At 73.8% G+C, this 20146-nt stretch carries 25 protein-coding genes; 10 read left to right on the forward strand and 15 right to left on the reverse strand.

The genetic code is table 11. From position 1 onward, the window contains the following. Positions 1-13: 13 nt before the first annotated feature. Together FXF50_RS00905 and FXF50_RS00910 are read right to left on the reverse strand one after the other, a co-directional pair. A complete protein-coding gene (locus tag FXF50_RS00905) occupies positions 14-676 on the reverse strand; it encodes a response regulator transcription factor (protein WP_148425271.1) in 663 nt (220 codons plus the stop codon). After that, the gene (locus FXF50_RS00910) at positions 673-1818 is read right to left on the reverse strand and encodes a sensor histidine kinase (RefSeq protein WP_148425272.1); all 1146 of its coding nucleotides are present in this window, start codon (positions 1816-1818) and stop codon (positions 673-675) included. Before FXF50_RS00910 ends, FXF50_RS00905 begins: the two co-directional genes overlap by 4 nt. A gap of 75 nt (positions 1819-1893) precedes the next feature. Between FXF50_RS00910 and FXF50_RS00915 the strand changes: the two genes are divergently transcribed. The 3 genes from FXF50_RS00915 to FXF50_RS00925 all read left to right on the forward strand — a co-directional run bounded on the left by FXF50_RS00915 (position 1894) and on the right by FXF50_RS00925 (position 4600). Next, positions 1894-2217, forward strand: a complete 324-nt coding sequence (locus FXF50_RS00915; RefSeq protein WP_187399455.1) for a helix-turn-helix transcriptional regulator — start codon at positions 1894-1896, stop codon at positions 2215-2217. After that, positions 2214-2702 (forward strand): SRPBCC family protein, encoded by a 489-nt coding sequence (locus FXF50_RS00920; RefSeq protein WP_148425273.1) that lies wholly within the window; start codon positions 2214-2216, stop codon positions 2700-2702. The genes FXF50_RS00915 and FXF50_RS00920 overlap by 4 nt, the downstream gene beginning before the upstream one ends. 530 nt (positions 2703-3232) lie before the next feature. After that, a complete protein-coding gene (locus tag FXF50_RS00925) occupies positions 3233-4600 on the forward strand; it encodes a pyridoxal-dependent decarboxylase (RefSeq protein WP_148425274.1) in 1368 nt (455 codons plus the stop codon). Positions 4601-4630: 30 nt separating this feature from the next. Here FXF50_RS00925 and ddaH read toward each other — a convergent pair whose 3' ends face one another. Together ddaH and FXF50_RS29120 are read right to left on the reverse strand one after the other, a co-directional pair. Next, positions 4631-5401 carry a dimethylargininase gene (gene ddaH / locus FXF50_RS00930; RefSeq protein WP_148425275.1) on the reverse strand — a complete coding sequence of 257 codons (771 nt, stop codon included), beginning with the start codon at positions 5399-5401 and terminating at the stop codon, positions 4631-4633. A gap of 32 nt (positions 5402-5433) precedes the next feature. Next, positions 5434-5592, reverse strand: coding sequence for a hypothetical protein (locus tag FXF50_RS29120; RefSeq protein ID WP_187399456.1), 159 nt, complete (start codon positions 5590-5592; stop codon positions 5434-5436). A gap of 81 nt (positions 5593-5673) precedes the next feature. Between FXF50_RS29120 and FXF50_RS00935 the strand changes: the two genes are divergently transcribed. The 4 genes from FXF50_RS00935 (at position 5674) to FXF50_RS00950 (ending at position 7633) form a co-directional block, all read left to right on the forward strand. Next, positions 5674-6135 (forward strand): SRPBCC family protein, encoded by a 462-nt coding sequence (locus FXF50_RS00935; RefSeq protein ID WP_148425276.1) that lies wholly within the window; start codon positions 5674-5676, stop codon positions 6133-6135. Then, on the forward strand, positions 6132-6482 hold the full coding sequence (locus FXF50_RS00940) for a metalloregulator ArsR/SmtB family transcription factor (RefSeq protein ID WP_148425277.1): 351 nt from the start codon (positions 6132-6134) through the stop codon (positions 6480-6482). Before FXF50_RS00935 ends, FXF50_RS00940 begins: the two co-directional genes overlap by 4 nt. Positions 6483-6506: 24 nt before the next feature. Beyond that, on the forward strand, positions 6507-6950 hold the full coding sequence (locus tag FXF50_RS00945) for an SRPBCC domain-containing protein (protein WP_148425278.1): 444 nt from the start codon (positions 6507-6509) through the stop codon (positions 6948-6950). Between the two features lie 92 nt (positions 6951-7042). Beyond that, positions 7043-7633 (forward strand): NADPH-dependent FMN reductase, encoded by a 591-nt coding sequence (locus FXF50_RS00950; protein ID WP_148425279.1) that lies wholly within the window; start codon positions 7043-7045, stop codon positions 7631-7633. A 4-nt stretch (positions 7634-7637) separates the two neighbouring features. On the opposite strand, the gene FXF50_RS00955 is transcribed toward FXF50_RS00950, so the two are convergent. Continuing rightward, positions 7638-7871, reverse strand: coding sequence for a hypothetical protein (locus FXF50_RS00955; RefSeq protein WP_148425280.1), 234 nt, complete (start codon positions 7869-7871; stop codon positions 7638-7640). Positions 7872-8062: 191 nt separating this feature from the next. Here FXF50_RS00955 and FXF50_RS00960 point away from each other — a divergent pair, with 191 nt between their 5' ends. Then, complete coding sequence (locus FXF50_RS00960) at positions 8063-8692, forward strand: VOC family protein (RefSeq protein ID WP_148425281.1); 630 nt, start codon at positions 8063-8065, stop codon at positions 8690-8692. A gap of 18 nt (positions 8693-8710) precedes the next feature. Here FXF50_RS00960 and FXF50_RS00965 read toward each other — a convergent pair whose 3' ends face one another. From FXF50_RS00965 to FXF50_RS00975, 3 genes are all read right to left on the reverse strand, one after another. Further along, complete coding sequence (locus FXF50_RS00965) at positions 8711-10285, reverse strand: FMN-binding glutamate synthase family protein (RefSeq protein WP_148425282.1); 1575 nt, start codon at positions 10283-10285, stop codon at positions 8711-8713. Between the two features lie 207 nt (positions 10286-10492). Beyond that, entirely contained in the window at positions 10493-10942 is a 450-nt protein-coding gene (locus tag FXF50_RS00970; RefSeq protein ID WP_148425283.1) for a VOC family protein, read from the reverse strand. Between the two features lie 118 nt (positions 10943-11060). Next, a complete protein-coding gene (locus FXF50_RS00975) occupies positions 11061-12824 on the reverse strand; it encodes a discoidin domain-containing protein (RefSeq protein ID WP_148425284.1) in 1764 nt (587 codons plus the stop codon). A 288-nt stretch (positions 12825-13112) separates the two neighbouring features. On the opposite strand from FXF50_RS00975, the gene FXF50_RS00980 reads away from it, so the two are divergent. Beyond that, entirely contained in the window at positions 13113-14003 is an 891-nt protein-coding gene (locus FXF50_RS00980; protein WP_148425285.1) for a hypothetical protein, read from the forward strand. Here FXF50_RS00980 and FXF50_RS00985 read toward each other — a convergent pair. The 6 genes from FXF50_RS00985 to FXF50_RS01010 all read right to left on the reverse strand — a co-directional run bounded on the left by FXF50_RS00985 (position 13993) and on the right by FXF50_RS01010 (position 17977). Further along, on the reverse strand, positions 13993-14682 hold the full coding sequence (locus tag FXF50_RS00985; RefSeq protein WP_148425286.1) for a hypothetical protein: 690 nt from the start codon (positions 14680-14682) through the stop codon (positions 13993-13995). The genes FXF50_RS00980 and FXF50_RS00985 overlap by 11 nt on opposite strands. A gap of 33 nt (positions 14683-14715) precedes the next feature. Beyond that, a complete protein-coding gene (locus FXF50_RS00990) occupies positions 14716-15552 on the reverse strand; it encodes a hypothetical protein (RefSeq protein ID WP_148425287.1) in 837 nt (278 codons plus the stop codon). Between the two features lie 11 nt (positions 15553-15563). Further along, positions 15564-16265, reverse strand: coding sequence for a WXG100 family type VII secretion target (locus FXF50_RS00995; RefSeq protein ID WP_148425288.1), 702 nt, complete (start codon positions 16263-16265; stop codon positions 15564-15566). Then, the gene (locus FXF50_RS01000; RefSeq protein WP_148425289.1) at positions 16262-16588 is read right to left on the reverse strand and encodes a hypothetical protein; all 327 of its coding nucleotides are present in this window, start codon (positions 16586-16588) and stop codon (positions 16262-16264) included. The genes FXF50_RS00995 and FXF50_RS01000 overlap by 4 nt, the downstream gene beginning before the upstream one ends. After that, the gene (locus tag FXF50_RS01005) at positions 16585-17028 is read right to left on the reverse strand and encodes a YbaB/EbfC family nucleoid-associated protein (RefSeq protein ID WP_255509819.1); all 444 of its coding nucleotides are present in this window, start codon (positions 17026-17028) and stop codon (positions 16585-16587) included. The genes FXF50_RS01000 and FXF50_RS01005 overlap by 4 nt, the downstream gene beginning before the upstream one ends. A gap of 154 nt (positions 17029-17182) precedes the next feature. Then, on the reverse strand, positions 17183-17977 hold the full coding sequence (locus tag FXF50_RS01010) for a class I SAM-dependent methyltransferase (protein WP_222865960.1): 795 nt from the start codon (positions 17975-17977) through the stop codon (positions 17183-17185). Positions 17978-18060: 83 nt separating this feature from the next. Here FXF50_RS01010 and FXF50_RS01015 point away from each other — a divergent pair, with 83 nt between their 5' ends. Then, the gene (locus FXF50_RS01015; RefSeq protein ID WP_148425290.1) at positions 18061-18612 is read left to right on the forward strand and encodes a DUF5872 domain-containing protein; all 552 of its coding nucleotides are present in this window, start codon (positions 18061-18063) and stop codon (positions 18610-18612) included. A 64-nt stretch (positions 18613-18676) separates the two neighbouring features. On the opposite strand, the gene FXF50_RS01020 is transcribed toward FXF50_RS01015, so the two are convergent. Continuing rightward, on the reverse strand, positions 18677-20020 hold the full coding sequence (locus FXF50_RS01020) for a glycoside hydrolase family 18 protein (RefSeq protein ID WP_148425291.1): 1344 nt from the start codon (positions 20018-20020) through the stop codon (positions 18677-18679). Positions 20021-20146: the final 126 nt, after the last annotated feature.

Here is a 20146-nt window from a genome sequence, read left to right on the forward strand (position 1 = left end):
CGGGACGCCGTGGTCAGGAGGGGGTGAGCCAGCGGGGCACGGTCAGGCCGGACTCGTAGGCGAGGATCACCAACTGGGCGCGGTCCCGGACCCCGGTCTTGGTCATGATCCTGCTGACGTGCGTCTTCGCCGTGGCCGGGCTCAGCACCAGGCGTGCCGCGATCTCGTCGTTGGACAGGCCGGCGGCGACGAACGCCATCACCTCCCGCTCCCGTTCGGTGAGCGCGGCCAGCCGCGGCCCCGGGTCCGGGTGGGTGGCCCGGGCGGTGAACTCGGTGATCAGCCGGCGGGTGATCGCCGGCGCGATCAGCGCGTCGCCGCGGGCCACCACCCGCACGCCGTGGATCAGCTCGGCCGGCTCGGTGTCCTTGACCAGGAAGCCGCTCGCGCCGGCCCGCAGGGCGTCGTAGACGTAGTCGTCCAGGTCGAACGTGGTCAGGATGATCACGCGGACGTCGGAGTGCGGGGCGATCTGCCGGGTGGCGGCCAGGCCGTCCAGCCCGGGCATGCGGATGTCCATGAGGACGACGTCCGGGCGCAGCTGCCGGGCGAGCCGTACCGCCTCGGCGCCGTCGGCGGCCTCGCCGACGACCTCGATGCCGGGCTCGCCGTCGAGGATGGACCGGAACCCGGCGCGTACCAGGGTCTGGTCGTCGGCGAGCAGCACCCGGATCACGCCGGGTCTCCCGCCGGCACCGGGCCGGGCCGCAGCGGCAGCCGGGCGCGGACCCGGAAGCCGCCGTCCGGCCCGGAGCCCGTGGTCAGCGAACCGCCCAGCGCCCGCGCCCGCTCGCCCATGCCGAGGATCCCGTTGCCGGGCGCGCCCGGCGCGGTGGTGCCGTCGTCCTCGACCTCCACGAGCACATCGTCGTGGTCGGGTCGGACCCGGACCACCGCGGCGGTCGCCGTGGCGTGCCGGGTCACGTTGGTGAGCGCCTCCTGGACGATCCGGTACGCCGCGAGGTCGACCTCCGGCGCCAGGGGCCGGATCTCGGCGACCTCGGTGCGGATCGTCAGCCCGGTCCGCCCGGCCGTGGTGACCAGCTCGCCGAGGCGGCTCAGGCCCAGCGCGGGCGCGGTCGGCGCGGCGTCCTCCTGGCGGAGCGCGTCCAGCGTGCCGCGCAGCTCCCGCAACATCTCCTTGCTGGTCTGCTTGATCGCGGTGAGCGCCTGCTCGGACCGGGTGGGGTCCGGGCGGTGCAGCGCGGCGCTGGCCTGCACGTTGATCAGCGAGAGGTGGTGGCCGAGCGCGTCGTGCAGGTCGCGGGCGATCCGCAGCCGCTCCTCGGTGGCCCGGCGCCGGGCCTCCTCCTCCAGCCGCCGCTCCGCGGCGAGTGTCCGGGCCCGTGCCTCGGCCAGGTAGGCCCGTCGGTTGCGGGTCACGCCGACGATGACGGCGGTGAGCCAGCCGGCGTGCAGCAGTGTCGCCCCGTTCCCGGTGGTGCCGGTTCTGCCGGCGCTGTCCGCGACGGCGAAGGCGGCCACCGAGGCGACACCGAGCCCGATGGCGACGGCCAGGTGTCCCTCGTCGACCACGGTGTAGAGCGCCACGACGAACACCAGCATGATCGGCCCGGGGCGGTGCAGCAACGCCCCGTACGCGGCGACGGCGGCCAGCGCCACCACGCCCACCGTGACCGGATGGCGGCGACGGAGGTACAGCGCGCCGGAGGAGGCCAGCACGGCTGCCAGCGCCGCCCATTCTGCGGCGGTGTCGAGGCCACGCGACTGCGCCACGAGGCCGCCCAGGGCGACCAGGCCGACCACGAGCACCAGGGCCACGTTCGTCGCCCGGCCGTGCCGACGCCCCGTCCACATGGGTCGAAGCCTAACGCTCCCCGGTCGGCGCGCGGCCCTTGACGTGGCGCATCGGTAAGTCGTAACGTACCGTTCGTGGCTACTTACCGAACGGCCGACGGATGGGACGCGTTGGGTGACCCGACCCGGCGCGCCATCGTCGCCTGCCTGGCCGAGCGACCCCGCGCCGTCGGTGAGCTCGCCGACGAACTGCCGGTCAGCCGGCCCGCGGTGTCCCAGCACCTCAAGGTCCTCAAGGAGGCCGGGCTGGTCACCGACCAGGCGGCCGGCACCCGCCGGGTCTACCGGCTCAACCCGGCGGGGGTGGCCGCGCTGCGCGACCAGTTGGAGACGTTCTGGCACCGCGCGCTGGACAGCTATCAGGACGTCGTCGAAGAATCGACCGAGGAGACCCCATGACCGGAACAGCAGCCGCGGTCGTCCGCCGGCAGATCGTCGTCGAGGCGCCGCTCGAACGGGCGTTCACCGTGTTCACCGAGCGGTTCGGTGACTTCAAGCCGCCGGAGCACAACCTGCTCGGCGCGGCGATCGCGGAGACGGTGTTCGAGCCCAAGGTGGGCGGCCACATCTACGACCGGGGCGTCGACGGCAGCGAATGCCGCTGGGCGCGGGTGCTCGTCTTCGACCCGCCGAACCGGGTCGTGTTCAGCTGGGACATCAGTCCCCGGTGGCAGGTCGAGGCCGACCCGGACAACACCAGCGAGGTCGAGGTCCGCTTCGTGGCCGAGACTCCGCAGCGCACCCGCGTGGAGCTGGAACACCGGCACCTCGACCGGCACGGCCCGGGCTGGCAGGCCGTCAGCGACGGCGTCGGTCACGACGAGGGATGGCCGCTCTACCTCACGCGGTACGCGGCGCTGTTCACCGGAGCGTCCGAGGGTTAGGCGTCCACACGGGGTGGACCGGGCCGACGGATCGCGTAACGGCACCGCCACCCACAGCGCTCTTCCTGTGCAGAGAACGCTTGCCAGCACCCTCCGTGGGGCGGGCGGACGATCGAGGTTCAGGGCCCCGAGGCGCCGCCCGGTCCACTCGACCAGCACAGGAAGCACTCATGGCCGAGCCCGCACCGTCCATTCCACGCCCGCAGCGACGGCCCGAGGCCACAGCGGCGGAGCCAACCGAGTCGGAGACCGGGCCTCCGGTCCGTGAGCCCAAACCCGAGGAACGGCAGAGGTCGACCTGCCAGCACTGCCGGCAACCCGTGTTCAAGGACTGGCTGTGGGGCTGGATGCACACGACGAGCGGATACCTGTGCCAGGATCCCGCCACCGGCGAGCGGCTGTGCCAGCCCGCCACCCCCGTCTGACTCCTCCGATCGGCAGGGCGGGCGCCGGAGACCCGACCGAGGTCGCACCCTGACCCGGCCGGGCGGGCCCGGGAGACGGGGGAGGCACGGGGATATTGTGCGGCGGTGGAAAATCTGAGGCACCTGTTCCGTCTGGCCGCCGACCACGCGGCGGCGTACCGGCGGTCGTTGCCGGATCGGCCGGTCGGCGTGCCGCTCGACCAGGCCGCGGTGACCGACGCCTTCTCCGGCCCGCTGCCCACCGCCCCCTGCCCACCGGAACAGGTGATGGCGGACCTGCTGGCCGCGGCCGAGCCGGGCCTGGTCGCCAGCGCCGGCCCGCGGTACTTCGGGTTCGTGGTCGGCGGCGCGCTGCCGGCGGCGACCGCGGCCGACATGCTCGCCGCCGGGTGGGACCAGCTCGCGTTCAACGCCGTGACGTCGCCGGCCGCGATCGCGGCCGAGGCGGCCGCCGGCGGTTGGCTCAAGGAGCTGCTGGGCATCCCGGCGTCCGCGTCGGTGGGTTTCGTGACCGGCGCGCAGGCCGCGAACACCGCCGGGCTCGCCGCCGCCCGGCACCAGGTGCTGGCCGACGCGGGATGGGACGTGGAACGGCGCGGGCTGATCGGGGCGCCGCCGATCCGGGTGCTCGCGGGGGAGGAGCGGCACGGCACCGTCGACCGGTCGCTGCGCCTGCTGGGCCTCGGGGTGGACGTGGTGGAGCCGGTGCCGGCCGGGCCGAACGGCGCCCTGGACGTCGGCGCGCTGCGGGCCCTCCTGCGGGCTGGCTCCCTGGGCCCCACGATCGTGTGCCTGCAGGCCGGCAACGTGAACACCGGGGCCTGCGACGAGCTGCGTGAGGCGTGCGAGCTGGTCCACCGGCACGGTGGCTGGGCGCATGTGGACGGGGCGTTCGGGCTGTGGGCCGCGGCGAGCCCGGCCCGGCGACACCTGGTGGACGGGCTGGAGCTGGCGGACTCGTGGGCCTGCGACGGCCACAAGTGGCTGAACCTGCCGTACGACTCGGCCTTCGCGTTCTGCGCCCGGCCGGACGTGCACGCGGCCGCGATGTCGTACGCCGCCGCCTACCTGGTCGGCTCCGGCGGCGCGCCGGTGGGCGCGGACCTCACCGCCGAGTCCTCGCGCCGGGCGCGGGGGTTCGCCGTCTGGGCCGGACTGCGCGAGCTGGGCCGCGACGGGGTCGCCGCGGTGGTCGACCGCTGCTGCGCGCTGGCCCGCCGGTTCGCCGAGGGGCTGGCCGCGGCCGGGTTCGAGGTGGCGAACGACGTGGTCCTCAACCAGGTGCTGGTCGGCTTCGGCGACGACGCGCGCACCCACCGGGTGGTGGCGGCCGTGCAGGCGGACGGCACCTGCTGGGCGGGCGGCACGACGTGGCGGGGCCGGCGCCTCATGCGGCTCTCCGTGTCGAACGCGACCACGACCGAGGCGGACGTGGACCGGTCGGTCGCCGCGATCATCCGCCTCGCCCGCTGACGTCGACCGCGGCGCGCCGGCCAGGTCGGGTCAGCGCCCGGGGATCAGCACGCTCAGGCAGGTGACGCAGCCCTCGAGCTTCTCGTACTCGCTGATGTCGACCACGACCGGTGTGAAGCCGAGGTCCGCGACGAGCGCCGCGGTGCGCGGCGCCGACGCGGCCAGCAGCACGAGGTCGTCGCCGAGGGGCACGACGTGGCAGCCGGCCTCCTCGTCGACCGCGCGCACCGGCCGCCCCAGCGCGGTCACGTCGAGCAGCTCCGGCAGCGCGAGCAGGGTGCCGTCGGGCAGCGCGGTCACGGCCGACTTGAGGTGCAGCACGTCGCGCAGCGGGACCGGGACCACCGTGCGCCCGCGGGTCGCCAGGTGGGCGCCGAGCTGGGCGGCGCCCGCCTCGTCGGTGCGGCCGCCCCGGCCCACGTACACCGTGTCGCCGATCTGCAGCACGTCGCCGCCGTCCAGCGTGCCGGGCGCCTCGATGCGCACGACCTCCAGCCCGGCCTCGCGGACCGCCTTCTCGGTGCCGGCGACCTCCGGGCGGCGCTCCGGCGCGCCCGGCCGGGTGAGCACGGCCAGGTCGTCGCAGACCACGACGGTGTCCTCGACGAACACCGAGTCGGGGCACTGCTCGGCGGGAGCGACCTCGCGCACCTGCCAGCCGGCCTCGGCGAGCGCCGCCCGGTACGCCTCGTGCTGGCGCCGGGCGCGCGCGACGTCAACGTCGCTGCGCTCGATGTGGGTGACCAACCCCTCGGCCAGCCGGTCGCTGGGTCGTCGGACCAGGACGGTGCCTCGCGTCATGCCGCCAGTCTGCCCGCGCCGGGCCACCGGGCTCAAGGGCGGGCGGCCGGCCGGCTACCTCGGGCGGCGGGGCGGTGGCTCAGCCCGAGCGCGTCGTCGACGCCCCGGGCCACGCCCGCGCCGAGCAGCAACACGACGAGGGCGGCGGCGAGCAGCGGGTACGGCCGCCGGACCGGAGCAACGCGAATCACGCCCCGAAACGCAACTAGTGGTTGCGCGAGGCTCAGTACCGGGGTAGCGTCATGCGCAACCAAACGTTGCAGGAGGATGTCGTGGAGTTCGGAACCATCGAGCGCGAGATCTACGTCGAGGCGTCGCCCGAGATCGTCTTCGAGGTGGTGAGCAGCCCCGACCACCTCAAGCAGTGGTGGCCGGACGACGCCCGGTACGACCCGACACCGGGGTCGACGGGGGAGATCGTCTTCGGCGACCCCGACGCGGGCGGGGCGGTGGTGCCGTTCACCGTGGTCGACGCGCGGCCGCCGCGGCGGTTCTCGTTCCGCTGGACGCAGCCGGCCGGCGAGGTCGCGGCGGAGGGCAACTCGCTGCTGGTCACCTTCGACCTGACCCCGTCCGGCGGCGGAACGCTGCTCAGGATGACCGAGACCGGCTTCCGCGAGATGGGCTGGGAGGTCGCCGTCCTGGAGCAGCAGTACCGGGAGCACGTCACCGGCTGGGACTTCTACCTGCCGCGGCTGGTGTCGTACGCGGCGACGGTGGAGGTGTCGGCGTGAGCACCGTTGTGGCCGAGCAGGTCGACGACGACCTCTGGTCCGCGATCGGGGACCCGACCCGGCGACGGATGCTCGACCTGCTGCTCGTCGACGGCCACGGCACCGCGACCACGCTGAGCCAGCAGATGCCGGTCACCCGCCAGGCGGTCGCCAAGCACCTCGGCGTGCTCGACCGGGTCGGCCTGGTCCGGGCGACGCCGGCGGGCCGCGAGAAGCGGTACCGGGTGGACGACGCGCAGCTCGCCCGCGCGGTGGCCCAGCTGTCGTCGGTCGGAGCGGCGTGGGACGCCCGACTGCGGCGGATCAAGCGGATCGCCGAGGCGATCCAGCGCACCCGACAGGACTGACCAACGAGATCAGGGAGAGACGAGATGGTGGACATCCTGCACCGGGTCGGGGTCAAGACCCCGACGCCGGAGAAGGTGTACGAGGCGCTGACGACCGTCGAGGGCCTGGCCGGCTGGTGGACCGACGACACGAAGGGCAGTGCCGATGTCGGTGGCGTCCTGGAGTTCCGCTTCCTCCCCGGCGGCTTCGACATGGAGGTCGTCGAGCTGCGGCCGTCCGAGCGGGTGTCGTGGCGGGTGGTCGACGGCCCCGAGGAGTGGGTCGGGACCACGGTCGACTGGCACCTGCGCCAGGACGGCGACTACACGATCGTGCTGTTCTCGCACCGGGGCTGGCGGGAGCCGGTGGAGTTCATGCACCACTGCAGCACCAAGTGGGGCTCCTACCTGATGAGCCTGAAGTCGCTGGTCGAGACCGGCGAGGGGGCGCCGGCGCCGCGGGACGTGCAGATCAGCGACTGGCACTGAGCCCGGTGCTGATGCCGTTCGAAACCATGCCGACCGGGTAGACGCCGCCGGTGCCCGTGCTCGCCGGGCCACGGACGGAAGGAGGGACGGCAATGACCAGGATCGGCATCATCATCGGGAGCACGCGTCCCGGACGTAACGGGGAGACGGTGGCCCGCTGGGTGCACGAGATCGCCTCCCAGCGCGACGACGCCCAGTACGAACTGGTCGACATCAAGGACTTCAACCTGCCCCACCTCGACGAGATGGCGCCGCCGTCACTCGGCCAGTACACCCAGCCGCACACCCTGCGGTGGGCCGAGAAGATCGCCTCCTACGACGGCTACGTCTTCGTCACCCCGGAGTACAACCACTCCACCTCCGGCGCGCTGAAGAACGCGATCGACTTCCTCTACGCCGAGTGGAACAACAAGGCGGCCGGGTTCGTCAGCTACGGCAGCGTCGGCGGCACCCGGGCGGTGGAACACCTCCGCCTGGTTGTCGCCGAACTGCAGATGGCGGACGTACGGGCCCAGGTCGCCCTCTCCCTCTTCACCGACTTCGAGAACTTCAGCGTGTTCAAGCCCGGTGACCACCAGGTCGGCGCGGTGAACACGATGCTCGACCAGTTGGCCGCCTGGAGCGGCGCCCTGGCGCACCTGCGGGCCGGCACCACGATGGCCACACCACAGTCCGGCGCCTAGCCGGTCAGCGGCTCGTCGCCGTTTCCCGGCCGCGACCCGTCGCGGCGCCGCCGAGGGCCGACGCGTCCATGCGGTCGAGGGCGACGGCGCCATCCCCGCGCGCCCACGAATCGGCGGCGGGCGCCGCTCCCGCGGTGCGCCGCGCCGCCCGCAGGACCGCCAACCCCACCGTCACCGCGGACAGGGACAACACCGCCGCCTGCAGCAGCCGGCTTCTCCTGGCACGTCCACGCTTCACCTGATCTCTCCCTTCACCACCGGTGTCTCCGGTCCCATCGTGAAGGCGGTAGAGCGGCGGCGCGGCACGTTCGTCGCGGTTGACCCGTTCGGGCTGTCCCGGACGGGCCTGCCCCGGCGATGCGGAAACGGGGCAGCTCGGGGTGGGGGAGCAGTAACGTGGCGGGCGAGAGGGCCACCAGGGAGGTCGTGATGAGCGCGACGGATGTCCGCCGCAACGACGCGAGCGGGACGCCGAGCCGGAACATCGACCTGAAGCTCGAGGTGGTCGTCATCCCGGTGGCGGATGTCGACCGCGCCAAGGAGTTCTACGGGCGCCTCGGGTGGCGGCTCGACCGCACGCCGCCCGGGATCGTCCAGTTCACGCCGCCGGGCTCCGGATGCTCGGTCCAGTTCGGCCCCACCCTCACCGCCGCCGCGCCCGGGTCGGGCAAGGCGTACCTGATCGTCGCGGACATCGAGGCGGCCCGGAGCGCGCTGCTCGCCGCCGGTGTCGAGGTGAGCCAGATCTTCCACCCCGGCCCGGGCGGCCCGGCCAGCGGTCCGGACCCGGAGCGCCGCAGCTACCTCTCGCGCGCCGAGTTCAGCGACCCGGACGGCAACACCTGGCTGCTCCAGGAGATCACCACGCGGCTGCCGGGGCGCGTCGAGTCCGACGCGCCGTCGTTCGCCTCCGGCAACGACCTGGCCGCCGCGCTCCGCCGGGCCGCCGCCGCCCACGGCGAGCACGAGAAGCGCACCGGCGCGACCGACCCGAACTGGCCCGACTGGTACGCGGCGTACCTGGTCAGTGAGCAGACGGGCGCGGAACCGCCGAGGTGAGCGGGCCGCGGGCGCGGCTCAGCCCACGGCGGTCGGTGAGGGCGGCGCGCTGCCGCCCTGCGGCACCTCGGCGGTCATCAGCCGGATGATCTCGGCGCGGTCGGCCGCGGAGGGCAGTCCCCACCCGGGGCGGTACCCGTACACCCGGTCCAGCGGGGTGGAGGCGGTGCGGCCGTCGAGCACCTCGACCGCGCCGGTGTCGATGAGCCCGGGGTGCTCGACACCGCACGCCTCGGCGACCTTGACGAGGTCGCGCCGCAGCGTCCGGACGTAGTTGGCGGCCCGCACCGACTTGCGGGCCGGGTCGACACCCCGGGCCAGCCACGGGTTCTGGGTCGCCACGCCGGTGGGGCAGGTGTCGGTGTGGCACTTCTGCGCCTGGATGCAGCCGATCGCCAGCATCGCCTCCCGGCCGACGTTCACCATGTCGGCGCCGAGCGCGAACGCCACCACGGCGTTGTCCGGCAGCCCGAGCTTGCCGGCGCCGACGAAGACCACCTGCTCGTGCAGGTTCCGTTCGGCGAAGACCCGGTAGACCCGCGAGAAGCCCTGCTGGAACGGCAGCGACACCGAGTCGGTGAAGATCAGCGGCGCGGCCCCCGTGCCGCCCTCGCCGCCGTCGACGGTCACGAAGTCCACGCCCCGGCCGGTGTCGCGCATGAGCGTGGCCAGTTCCGCCCAGAAGCCCAGGTCGCCGACGGCGGACTTGATGCCGACCGGCAGGCCGGTCTCGGCGGCGAGCAGTTCCACCCAGTCGAGCAGGCTGTCGCAGTCGGAGAACTCGGCGTGCCGCGACGGGCTCACGCAGTCCCGTCCCTGGGGGATGCCCCGGGTGGCGGCGATCTCGGCGGAGACCTTGGCGGCCGGCAGCAGACCGCCGAGGCTGGGCTTCGCGCCCTGGCTGAGCTTGATCTCCAGCGCCCGGACCGGCGCTCCCGCCACGAGGTCCTTGAGCCGGTCGAGACTGAACCGGCCGCGCTCGTCCCGGCACCCGAAGTACGCGGTGCCGATCTGGAAGACCAGGTCACCGCCGTTGCGGTGGTACGGCGACAGCCCGCCCTCGCCGGTGTTCTGCAGGCAGCCGGCCAGGGCGGCGCCCCGGTTGAGCGCCTCGACGGCGTTGCCGGAGAGCGAGCCGAAGCTCATCCCGGAGATGTTGACCACCGATTCCGGGCGGAACGCGCGGGCCCGGCCCCGGGCGGCGCCGAGCACCTTCGCGCAGGGGAGCGTGACGTCGTGCCCGGCGGCGGGGGAGGACGGCGGCACCGCCCGGCCGAAGGTGCGGTGCTTGATGATCGGGTATCCGGGGGTGTACTCGATGTCGTTGTCGGTGCCGAACCCGAAGTAGTTGTTCTCCTGCTTCGCCGACGCGTACACCCAGCGCCGCTGGTCGCGGGTGAACGGCCGCTCCTCGTTGTTGCCGGCCACGATGTACTGGCGCAGCTCCGGCCCGATCGACTCCAGGAGGTAGCGGGCGCGGCCGAGGACGGGGAAGGTACGCAGCAGCGCGTGGTCGCGCTGGAGCAGGTCACGTGCGGCGAGGGCCGCCACGGCGGCGACGGCGGCGGGTACGGCTCTTCGGGCCCAGCTCATGCCGCCACTCTTTCCGGGATCGCGGCCGGCCAAACGGCCCGGCGGGGAGCGCCGTCCCGCGCCGCCAATTTTCTTCAGGCGAACGATGTGGCCGGCCAACGCCGGCTACAACAGCGCGACGCCGTACATCGTCGCCGCCACGTACCGGCAACCGGACCGTCCACGTGGACCAGCGGGCGACCGGCGGCCAGTGGCGCACCCCGGGGCTCAGCCCGACACGGGCCGGCCCATCTCCGCCAGGATGCCGGTGCCCTGGCCCAGCTCGATCAGGTACCCGTCGGGGTCGCGCAGGTAGCACCGGATCTCCATCCCGTGGTCCTTCGGCTCCGTCAGGAACTGGCCGCCCCGGGACCGCCACAGCTCGTAGACCGCTCGTACGTCGGTGACCCGGATGTTGAGCGCCCCGCTCAGGGTGTCCCGGTCCGCCGGCGCCCGCGCCGTCACGGTCGGCTTGTCGTCGGTCGGGCCGCCCTCGTCGTTGAGCACGAGGTAGCTGTTGTGCAGGCGCAGCACGGCCGGCCGCCGGTCCCGCACCACCGTGGCGCCGAGCACGTCGCGGTAGAACTCCCGCGAGCGGTCCACGTCCCGCACGATCAGCAGGTGGGTGACGACCAGGCCGTGCTCGGGCTGGAAGTAGTCCGGTGCCTCATCCGTCACGACGCCCCCTTCCTCGGGCCCGCCGGTTACCCGGGCACGCGCGGACCACACCCGGTCGCGCGGGGCCCGACCGGCCGGTGACCGGCCGGGCCCCGGGACCGCGCGGGACGGTCCCGTGTCACCAGCCCACGGCGACCAGCAGCCACTCCGGGTCCGCCGCCGACACGAACGAGGACTGGTCGGCGACGTCGTCGTACGGGAATCCGTACGACCGGCCGCCGATGGCGCGGTCGTGCCAGAACTTCGCGTAGTAGTTGGCCGGCGCCTGCTGGTAGAACAGGCTCGGGTCCGACCACTGCGCCGGCGGCAGGTGCGCGACGTGGCGGTTGAGCGCGGCGCAGCCGGTCGGGTTGCCGGCGAGCGGCCCGGCGCACCCGAAGATGTCCGAGGTGGTGGCCGGCAGCCCCACCGACGACGCGTAGCCGCTGAGGTAGTTGGCGTACTGCCGGCCGGGGCGGAACTGCGGCGTGTTGCCCGGCGACGGGATGCGGTACGGCGCCTCGATGGTGGCCAGGTGCTTGAACTCGGCGGGCATGGCGTCCGCGAACCGCTGGAACGTCACCGCCCGGTCCTCGGAGAAGGTCGCCTCGGTCTCGCCGACGGCCACGTCCCGCCCGTCGTGGGCGCGCAACCGCATGGCCAGCTTCAGGCCGAACGCGTCGACCCGGGTGGTGTTGCCGTTGAACTGGTCCGGCCCGACGGTGAACTCGATGAAGTCGCTGTACTGGCTGGTGGGCGACCCGAGGTGGAAGTACATCCGGCCGGCGGTGTTGACCGGCATGTCGAAGTAGGGCTGCTCCGCGATCGAGTGGGTCTGCCCGTTGTAGCTCCAGTACACCTGGCTGTCGGGATAGCGGCCGTTGGTCCGATTGAGCACCTTCACCATGAGCACGTTCGCGGCCGGGGGGATCGAGCCGGTGTCGCCCCAGAACCCGCCCGAGGGCGGCGGGGTCGTCGGGGGCGGGGTGGAGCCGGACGTGGTGCGCACCGCGAACTCCCAGAGCGAGTAGCCGTAGGCGGTGGCCCGGGCCGTGCCGTACACCCGCACGTAGCGCCCGGAGCCGGTCACGTCGAGCGTCTGGGTGCCGCCGCCCCCGGTGGTCGTGGCGTAGACGGTGGTCCACGGACCGTCCGGGTTGGCGGAGACCTGGACCTGGAAGGCCCGGGGGTACGCCGCCTCCCACTGGAGCGTGACCTGGCAGAGGGTCTGCGTCGCGCCGAGGTCCACGCGGAGCCACTGCGGGTCGGCGAAGCCACTGGACCAGCGGGTGCCGGCGTTGCCGTCGACCGCGGCGGAGGCCGGGGTGGTGGCGCTCTCGGTCGACGAGGCGACCGCCGGGCGGTTGAGCGCGGCGTTGCCGGCGCAGCCGGCGGACCCGATGGCGCCGTAGACCTGGAACTCCCAGAGGGAGTAGCCGTAGGCGGTGGCCCGCGCCGTGCCGTACACCCGCACGTAGCGCCCGGTGCCGGAGACGGCGAGGGTCTGCGTGCCGCCGGTCCCGGTGGTGGTGCTGTACACGGTGGTCCATGGGCCGGCCGGGTTCGCGGCGACCTGGATCTGGAAGGCCCGGGCGTAGGCGGCCTCCCAGACCAGCCGCACCTGGTCGATCGTCGCGGTGGCGCCGAGGTCGACCTGGAGCCACTGCGGGTCGCCGAACTGGCTCGACCAGCGGGTGTTCGGGTCGCCGTCGGTGGCGGCGGAGGCGGGCGTGCCGGCGTTCTCGCTCGACGACGCGGTCGTGGGCCGCCCCTGGGAGATGAGGGCGGACGCGGCGCTCGCGGCGAACGTTGCGGCGGCGACGGTGCCGCCGGCGAGCAGCGCCAGGACGGTGGCCAGGGCGGTGAGGAGGCGGCGGTGGTGGTGGTGTGGGGCGGCGTGCATGGCATCTCCTACGGGTGTGATCCGGCGGAGAGCGCTCTCGGACCCGAGGGTCGGCCCCGTCCGCGCTTCTGTCAAGAGACCGGTCCGAGGCCGGGAAAGATCGGTTCCGGACTTTCCCCATTTCATTGACTGATTGAAGGGACTCGATGGAATCTGTTCGCGAGCGCTCTCACCCTCTCGGACCGCCGCGGGCGGTGTCGGGGCCGCCGGTGCCTCACGCGCCGGCGACCCCGCCCGTCCGGCTTCCGGGATTCGCCGCCGTTCGCGGGCCGATGGTATGAATGCAGCGTGGCGTCGTCGCAGAACGCAGACCTGATGGGCAACGTCCGCGCTCTGGTCGAGGACGCGCTGCCGGCCCGCCTGCCCGGAGCGCGCGTCGCCGCGGACAGCGACGAGATCGTCGTCGCCGTGCCCGGCGGCCGCGCCCGGGTGTCCCTGATCCCGCTGCTGCGCAGCTGCGAGGACCAGCCCCGGCAGGCGTGGCCCGAGCTGGTGGCCGACTGGATCGCGACGGTCCGCCGGGAACTGCCGGACAGTGTCTCCGCCGACCTCGGGCCGGTCGACCTCGCGCAGCTCCGCCTCCGCCTCACCCCGGCGGCCCCGAGCAGCGAGACCGACGACTACCTGGCCGTGCCGTTCGGTGCGCACTTCACCGCGGTGGTGGTGGTGGACCGGCCCGGGCGGCTGGACCTGCTGACCCTCGCCCAGGCCGCGCGACTGGACCGCGAGCCCGCCGAGCTGGTGCGCATCGCCGTGCGGCAGACCGTGGAGCGGGAACTGACCACCCTCGACGTGCGGGACCACGACCTGCCCACCGGCGGGTCGGTGCGCCTGCTCGCCGCCGACGGCAACCCGTTCGTGACGACCGCCCTCATGTCGGTCAGGCGGTTCCTGCCCGAGGCCGCCGAGCACGGCGCGCTGGTCGCGGCGCCGCAGTACAGCGCGGTGCTGCTGCACCCGGTGGACCAGGGCCTGCGGGAGGCCGCCGTGGCGCTGCACCGCCTGGCCGGGTCCATGTTCGAGGCTGCCGCCGACCCCTGCTCCGAGCAGGTCTTCTGGTGGCGCGACGGCGAGTTCCACCCGGTGCGCGTCGTGCGGGGAGAGTCCGGGACCGTGCAGGTGCGGTTGCCCGAGGCGCTGGCTCCGGTCGTGGCGCGACTGGACTCTCCTACGCGGTGAGCGACCGGTCGAGCTTCCGGGCGGCCAGCGCCTGATCCCGCTGCGCGGTCAGGAACTCCAGCGCCGCCTCCCGTTCCCCGTCCTGCCAGGCCCGCACGAGCCCTTCGTGGAACGCGGCCTGCTCCGCCAGCTGCCGGGCGCCCGTGCCGGAGGTTCCGGCGGCCCGTTCGCGGCACAGCTCGACGAGCTGGGTCGCCGGCTCGACGGGGGAGCCCGTGCCGTTGACCACCCGCCATCCGGGCAACTGGTGCCAGTGTGTGCGGCGCCGGCGCGGGTCCTGGGCGAAGTCGCGCTCGGCCACGTCGGCGAGGCGTTCGGCGGGCCAGCCGTCGATCTTCGCCAGGCCGGCCTTCAGCACGAACCGCCGCGCCTGCTCCACCGCCTCGTCGGCGGACAGGTCCACCGTCGGCGGCCCCGACCGGACCTCGTCCATCCGGACGCCGTACGTCATGATCCAGCTGGTGAAGGGCGACACGAGCGGCTGCACCCCGGCGGCGACCCAGCCCACGGGCCGGGTGGGCGAGCCCGAGTAGCCGATCCAGGCCAGTGCCCAGTCCAGCGGCTCGCGTGCCAGCACCATGCCGAGGCCGGCGCCCCGCACGGACCACTCTCCCGGCAGCTCGGGCCGCAGCTCGGTGAGGACGTGCCGCCACCGCCGCGCCCTGTCAGCAGAGGACATACGCACCTTTCGCGGGTCGGTGGCCGGGCCCGGTCAGTCTACGCTCAGCGGTCGCTGCGTCGGCCGTAGCTCCTCCGGCGGCTCGGGCAGGCCCAGCACCCGCTGCACCTTGTTGGCCCAGCTCGACTCGATGCCGGTCTTCAGGCCGGTCTTGAGGTCGTAGGCGTGCGCGACCTCCCAGTCGGTCTCCTCGGTCACCGGGTCCTTGTGCTGCCGCTCGAGGATGACGTCCGGCCGGAAGTCCTGGTCCTGCACCTTCGGCGTCTCGACGCCCTGGGCGTCGTAGCCGACCTCGGTGCGCAGCCGGAATCCCGTCTCCGGGGCCAGCATGATGGTGGCCTCGCTGTCGATCGCGTTGGCCAGCCCACGGTGGGCCTCGGTGCCCATCGCCGTGCGCTCCACGACCAGGTCCGCCACGTCCTCGGGGTAGCCCTTCTCGATGAGCTTCTCCCGCTGCCGCTGGTAGCCCTCCCGCTGGAGGATCGAGTCCCGGTTCTGGTCGACGTGGTCCCACGCGTCGTCGACCATCTCCTGGAGCTGGCCGGCGATCTGCTTGCGGGCCTTGGCGATCTCCTCCAGGCTCTTCGGGTCGTGCTTGTCCAGCTCCGGGTCGTTCTGCGGGCGCTGCGCGTCGGCGTCCCCCTCCGACCCGCCGGGCCTACCGTCGGTCGACCTCGGGCCGCCGGGCCGGCCGCTCTCCGCCGCCTCCGTGACGGCCCGGTGGGTCTCGGCGACCGTGGTGGGCCTGCCGTGTTGTCCGCCGCCCCGCTGCCGGGGCACACCGCCGTCGCCGACCTCCCCGCCGTCGCCGACATGCCCGCCGTCGCCGCCGTCACCGGTGCCGCCGTGCGGTCCCCTGGGCTTCGCCACGATCCCCCCGGTCAGCCGTTGACGAGCTTGGACAGGTTGGTGAGGCTGGTGACGAGCGCCGTGGTGTAGCTCAGGATCCGGCCCGCCCACTTGAGCACGGCGGCGGCGATCTGCGCGGCGACCACCGGGATGGTGACCACGAAGATCGCCTCGACCGCCCACACGATGACGCGCGCGACGAGGTCCGCGATGAGGTCACGGACGATGTCGCGGGTGAACGAGACGAGGTTCCCCGCGGCCTGCGTGGCGGCAGCCATGGCCGCGGACGCGCCGCCCAGGCCGGCGATCGCGTCCACGTTGTTCTTCATCAGCGACTGGTACGCCTCGGCGGCGTGCCCCCGCCAGTCCGGCAGGTCGCCGGCCAGGTGCGCCTGGAGGTCGGCCGCCATCCGCTGGAGGTGCCCGGCCATGTTGTCCCAGGTCGCCGCGTGCGAGGCGACCACGTCGGGCATGCCGGTGAGCCAGTCGAGCATCTCCCGCAGCGGCTCGAAGTATTCCATCGCCCAGCCGAGGCCGTTGGCCAGCAACGCGCTGAACGGGTCCAGCACCGTGGCGGCGACGTCGAGCCCGAAGGCCGCCCCGGCGAGCAGGTCGTCGACCCAGCCCTCGCTGCGGATGGCGTCCACCAGGCCCTCGACGCCGTCGGCCAGCGACGACCCCGTCCACACCTCCCGGGTGGACCGGACGTCCGCGACCAGCGACTCGTCGGTCATGCCCGCAACCGCCGGCTGATCGCGCTCATCGAGCTCGCCGCGTCACCGTCCACGCCGTCGTAGTTGTCGGCGGTGCGGCGCAGCCCGTCGGCCACCAGCCGGAGGTTCTCGTCGACGTAGGCGACCAGTTCGTCCTGGCGGGTGTGCCGGTCCTCCAGGACCCCCGAGATCCACCCGCACAACAGCCCGTACGCCTGATCGTCGCGGGCGATGTGCGCGCTCGCGCCGCGGACCGCCTCGAACCGGGCGCGCAGTGCCTCGATGTACGCGGCGTGGGCCCGGATCTGCTCGGTGTCGGCCACCCAGCCGGCCGGGCCGCTCATCGCCGCCAGCCGTGGCCGTCGTACGGGCCGGGCTCGCCCCAGCCGGCTTCCGGCTCGGGGCGCAACTGCCGGCTCACCCGCTCGGCGATCGCCCGCGCGGCGGCCGAGTCGGTGCCGACGGTCTCCGCGATGATCTCCTGCGACCGCTCGGCGAGCTGCCCTTTGGCCCGCCGGATGGCCGCCATGACCGCCTCGGCCACCACCTCGGGGGAGACCCGCTGGATCTGGCGGCCCAGGCGCAGGTCCAGCAGCGCGCCGGCCGAGTCGACGGTGACCTCGGCCAAACCGTTGTCGTCCTCGGCCGTGACCCGCAGCTCCTGCAGGCGGTCGCTCATCACCTTCGTGTCGGCGGCGAGCTTGTCGATGCGGCCCTTCCAGGCCCGCATCTGGTCCATGGCGCCGTCCGGATCCAGCACACCGCCGCCCAGAGCCCCGCTCACCATGCGCCTCCCCCGAGTAGGCCCGGATCCCGTGAGGGCTGCCGACGGGCAGCCCTCGCAGGGCGGCGTCGATTGTAGAACACCGCTTCACGTCCGGTAGGCGCCGTTACGCCGATCTGGACGGTCGACCGTCAATCCGAGGGGCGGGATGCGATCACGCCGGGGCGATGCCCCGCACCGCCCAGGCCCGGGCGGTGAGCCGGACGGACCCGTCCGCCTCGACCGGCAGGCGGGTGACGAGCAGGTCGCGCAGCGCCGCCCGGTCCGGCTCGGCCAGGGACGCCACGTACGCCGGCGCCGCGCCCTGGCCACCGAGGAACGGCGCCCAGTAGGCGTCGACGTCGGCGAACACCGTGGGCACCACCACGGGCTCGACGGCCACCATGGCGAATCCGGCGTCCGTCCACAGGGCACGCAGTGCGTCGGGGCGGCACAGCGGGAACCGGCGCCCCTCCGCCAGCTCCGCCACCGCCGGGTCGAGCGCCTCGGCCGCCGCCCAGAAGTGGCGCATCATGGCCATGCCCTCGGCGTAGTCCCAGACGTACGCGGCCGCCACGCCACCGGGCCGCAGGACCCGGGCGAACTCGGCCACCGCACGAGCCGGGCCGGGCACGAAGTTGAGCGCCAGCCCGCTCACCACGACGTCCACCCGGGCGTCGCCCACCGGCAGCGCGCGGGCGTCACCGATCCCGAAGGCGGCCCGCGGGTCGTCGACCCGGTCGCGGGCGTGGGCCAGGAAGCCCGCGGCGGGGTCGACGCCGGTGACCCGCGCGGGATCCGCCTCGGCCAGCACGGCCGCGGTCAGCGCGCCGGTGCCGCAGCCCACGTCGAGCCAGCGCAGGCCGGGCGGAAGCGCCAGCCGGCGCAGGAACTCACGCGCGACCAGCCGGCTCCACCGGCCCACGTACGCCTCGTAGGCCGCACCATCCGCCCAGACCGGCTTCGCCACTCCGGCAGGATACGGCCGCCGGAGCTCGCGCCCGGTCGGCCGGCCGGACGCATGTGGCCCGCCGTTGCGGGAACGCCTCCCGCATGGCCAGGTACACGAAGCCGGAGCTCCGGGAGCAGCTCAAGGCCGAGATCCAGGCGTCGGACAAGGGCGGCCGGCCGGGGCAGTGGTCGGCGCGGAAGTCCCAGCTGCTCACGAACGAGTACAAGAAGCGCGGCGGGGGCTTCGAGGGACCCAGGGACCAGCGGCAGCGGTCGCTGCAGCGGTGGGGCGCCGAGGACTGGCAGACCCGGTCCGGCTCCACGGGGGCGCGCCGCGACGGCGAGACCGCCCGTTACCTGCCGAAACGGGCGTGGCAGCAGCTGTCGGAGGAGCAGCGCCGGGACACCGACACGAAGAAGCGGCAGGCGTCCCGGTCCGGGCGGCAGTTCGTGTCCAACACGGGGCCGGCGAAGCGTGCCCGCCGCGAGGCCTCCGCCGCCGGGCCGTTGTCGGACCTGCCGGTCACGGAGGCGGTCAAGCTGGTCCGCGGCCTGGACACCCGCCAGCTCCGCTCGGCGTTGCGGCGCGAGCGCGACGGCAAGGCCCGCAAGACGCTCCTCCAGCGGATGGAGGCGGAGCTGGCCCGGCGCTGACGGCGGGCCGCGCCTCCGCCGCCGGTCCGGGAGGGCGACCTGGCGGCGGAGGCGGCGAGTCGCGCTACGGCGTCGCGAGCCCCACGCTGATCGTCCGGGTCAGCGTGGCGTTGTCGTCGTCGCCGTCCAACGACCAGACCATCGCCCCGGCCAGGCCGGCCCGCCGGATGTACAGCGTCTTCTGGAACACGACCGCCGGGTCGTCGTACGTCCAGAAGGTCGTGCCGTCGAACAGCCAGGCGTGCCCGGCGCGCAGGTCGCGGTGGACGGTGAAGCCCTTGCCGGGCAGGGTCTTGAGCTGCTTGTAGTCCTCCGAGCCGGCCTCGAAGGTGGCCGGCGCGGGCCCGGCCGCGGGCTGGAACAGCCCGTCCCCGCCCCCGGTGACGCCGGTCCAGCCGCGCCCGTAGTACGGGATGCCCAGCACCAGCTTCCCGCGCGGCGCGCCCCGGGCGAGCCAGCCGTCGATCGCCACCTGCGCGGAGAAGTCCGGGCTGTCCGGCGCGCCCGTCGGCACGCGCAGTGCGGACTGCTGGTTGGTCACCTGATCCCAGGAGCCGTGGAAGTCGTACCCCTGCACCGTGGCGAAGTCGAGGTAGCGGAAGATCTTCCGGCCCTCGTACCCGGCGTCCATGGCCGCCGGGTTGGCCGGCAGGAACGCGGTCAGCGCGTAGTGCTTCCGGGTCTGCCGACCGTACGCGTCGAGCTGCCGGCGGAACTCGGCGAGCAGCTTGGTGAAGTTCTCCCGGTCCTCGGCGCGGACCACGTTGCCCGGCTCGCCCGGCCAGTTCGGCCATTCCCAGTCCAGGTCGACGCCGTCGAAGACGCCCGCGGCGGCGCCCGGGCCGCCGCTGCCGCCATCGAGGACCGGGAGGTTTCCCTTCAGGTAGAGGTCGATGCAGGAGGCGACGAACGCCCGGCGGGACGCGTCGGTGCGCGCGGCGTTGGAGAAGTACGTCGACCAGCTCCAGCCGCCCAGCGAGATCATCACCTTCAGGTCGGGGTGCCGCTCCTTGAGCTTGGCCAGCTGGCCGAAGTTGCCGTTGAGCGGCTCGCCCCAGGCGTCGGCCACGCCGTCGACGCTCTCCTCCGCCGGGACGGGGCGCTGGTAGTCGGCCCAGGCGTCCCCCTCGCCGGGCCCGCCGTCCACGTAGCACCGTCCGTCCTCGCTGACGTTGCCGAAGGCGTAGTTGACGTGGGTGAGGCGGCTCGCCGCCCCGGAGGTGTCGAGCTTCTTCACCGGGAAGGCCCGGCCGTAGATGCCCCACTGGGTGAAGTAGCCGACGCGGTGGTACCCGGCCCGGCGGGGCGAGTCGTCCGCGGCGCCCGCGGCGGTCGGTGGGGCGGCCGCGACCAGCACGGTCGACAGGGCGGCGAGGGCGGTGAGGCGGCGGTGGCGGAACGGTCGCATCGGCACTCCCCAGGGGCCGGATTAGTAAAGAGACCTTTCTGATCGATGAAGCTAAGCCGGTCATGATTCGCGGTCAAGAGTGCCGTGCGGAGTTGCTAGGCTGACAAGGTGCGCGCGTCGGGAGAC

Origin of the sequence: Micromonospora sp. AP08, assembly GCF_008085935.1 — a bacterium.
Taxonomy (GTDB): domain Bacteria; phylum Actinomycetota; class Actinomycetes; order Mycobacteriales; family Micromonosporaceae; genus Micromonospora; species Micromonospora chersina.

Bases quoted from the DNA above. Each gene is read 5' to 3' on its own strand.
- FXF50_RS00910 (WP_148425272.1), bottom strand. From the start codon at position 1,818: ATGTGGACGGGGCGTCGGCACGGCCGGGCGACGAACGTGGCCCTGGTG.
- FXF50_RS00920 (WP_148425273.1), top strand. From the start codon at position 2,214: ATGACCGGAACAGCAGCCGCGGTCGTCCGCCGGCAGATCGTCGTCGAG.
- ddaH (WP_148425275.1), bottom strand. From the start codon at position 5,401: ATGACGCGAGGCACCGTCCTGGTCCGACGACCCAGCGACCGGCTGGCC.
- FXF50_RS00945 (WP_148425278.1), top strand. From the start codon at position 6,507: ATGGTGGACATCCTGCACCGGGTCGGGGTCAAGACCCCGACGCCGGAG.
- FXF50_RS00950 (WP_148425279.1), top strand. From the start codon at position 7,043: ATGACCAGGATCGGCATCATCATCGGGAGCACGCGTCCCGGACGTAAC.
- FXF50_RS00960 (WP_148425281.1), top strand. From the start codon at position 8,063: ATGAGCGCGACGGATGTCCGCCGCAACGACGCGAGCGGGACGCCGAGC.
- FXF50_RS00965 (WP_148425282.1), bottom strand. From the start codon at position 10,285: ATGAGCTGGGCCCGAAGAGCCGTACCCGCCGCCGTCGCCGCCGTGGCG.
- FXF50_RS00975 (WP_148425284.1), bottom strand. From the start codon at position 12,824: ATGCACGCCGCCCCACACCACCACCACCGCCGCCTCCTCACCGCCCTG.
- FXF50_RS00985 (WP_148425286.1), bottom strand. From the start codon at position 14,682: ATGTCCTCTGCTGACAGGGCGCGGCGGTGGCGGCACGTCCTCACCGAG.
- FXF50_RS00995 (WP_148425288.1), bottom strand. From the start codon at position 16,265: ATGACCGACGAGTCGCTGGTCGCGGACGTCCGGTCCACCCGGGAGGTG.
- FXF50_RS01000 (WP_148425289.1), bottom strand. From the start codon at position 16,588: ATGAGCGGCCCGGCCGGCTGGGTGGCCGACACCGAGCAGATCCGGGCC.
- FXF50_RS01015 (WP_148425290.1), top strand. From the start codon at position 18,061: ATGGCCAGGTACACGAAGCCGGAGCTCCGGGAGCAGCTCAAGGCCGAG.
- FXF50_RS01020 (WP_148425291.1), bottom strand. From the start codon at position 20,020: ATGCGACCGTTCCGCCACCGCCGCCTCACCGCCCTCGCCGCCCTGTCG.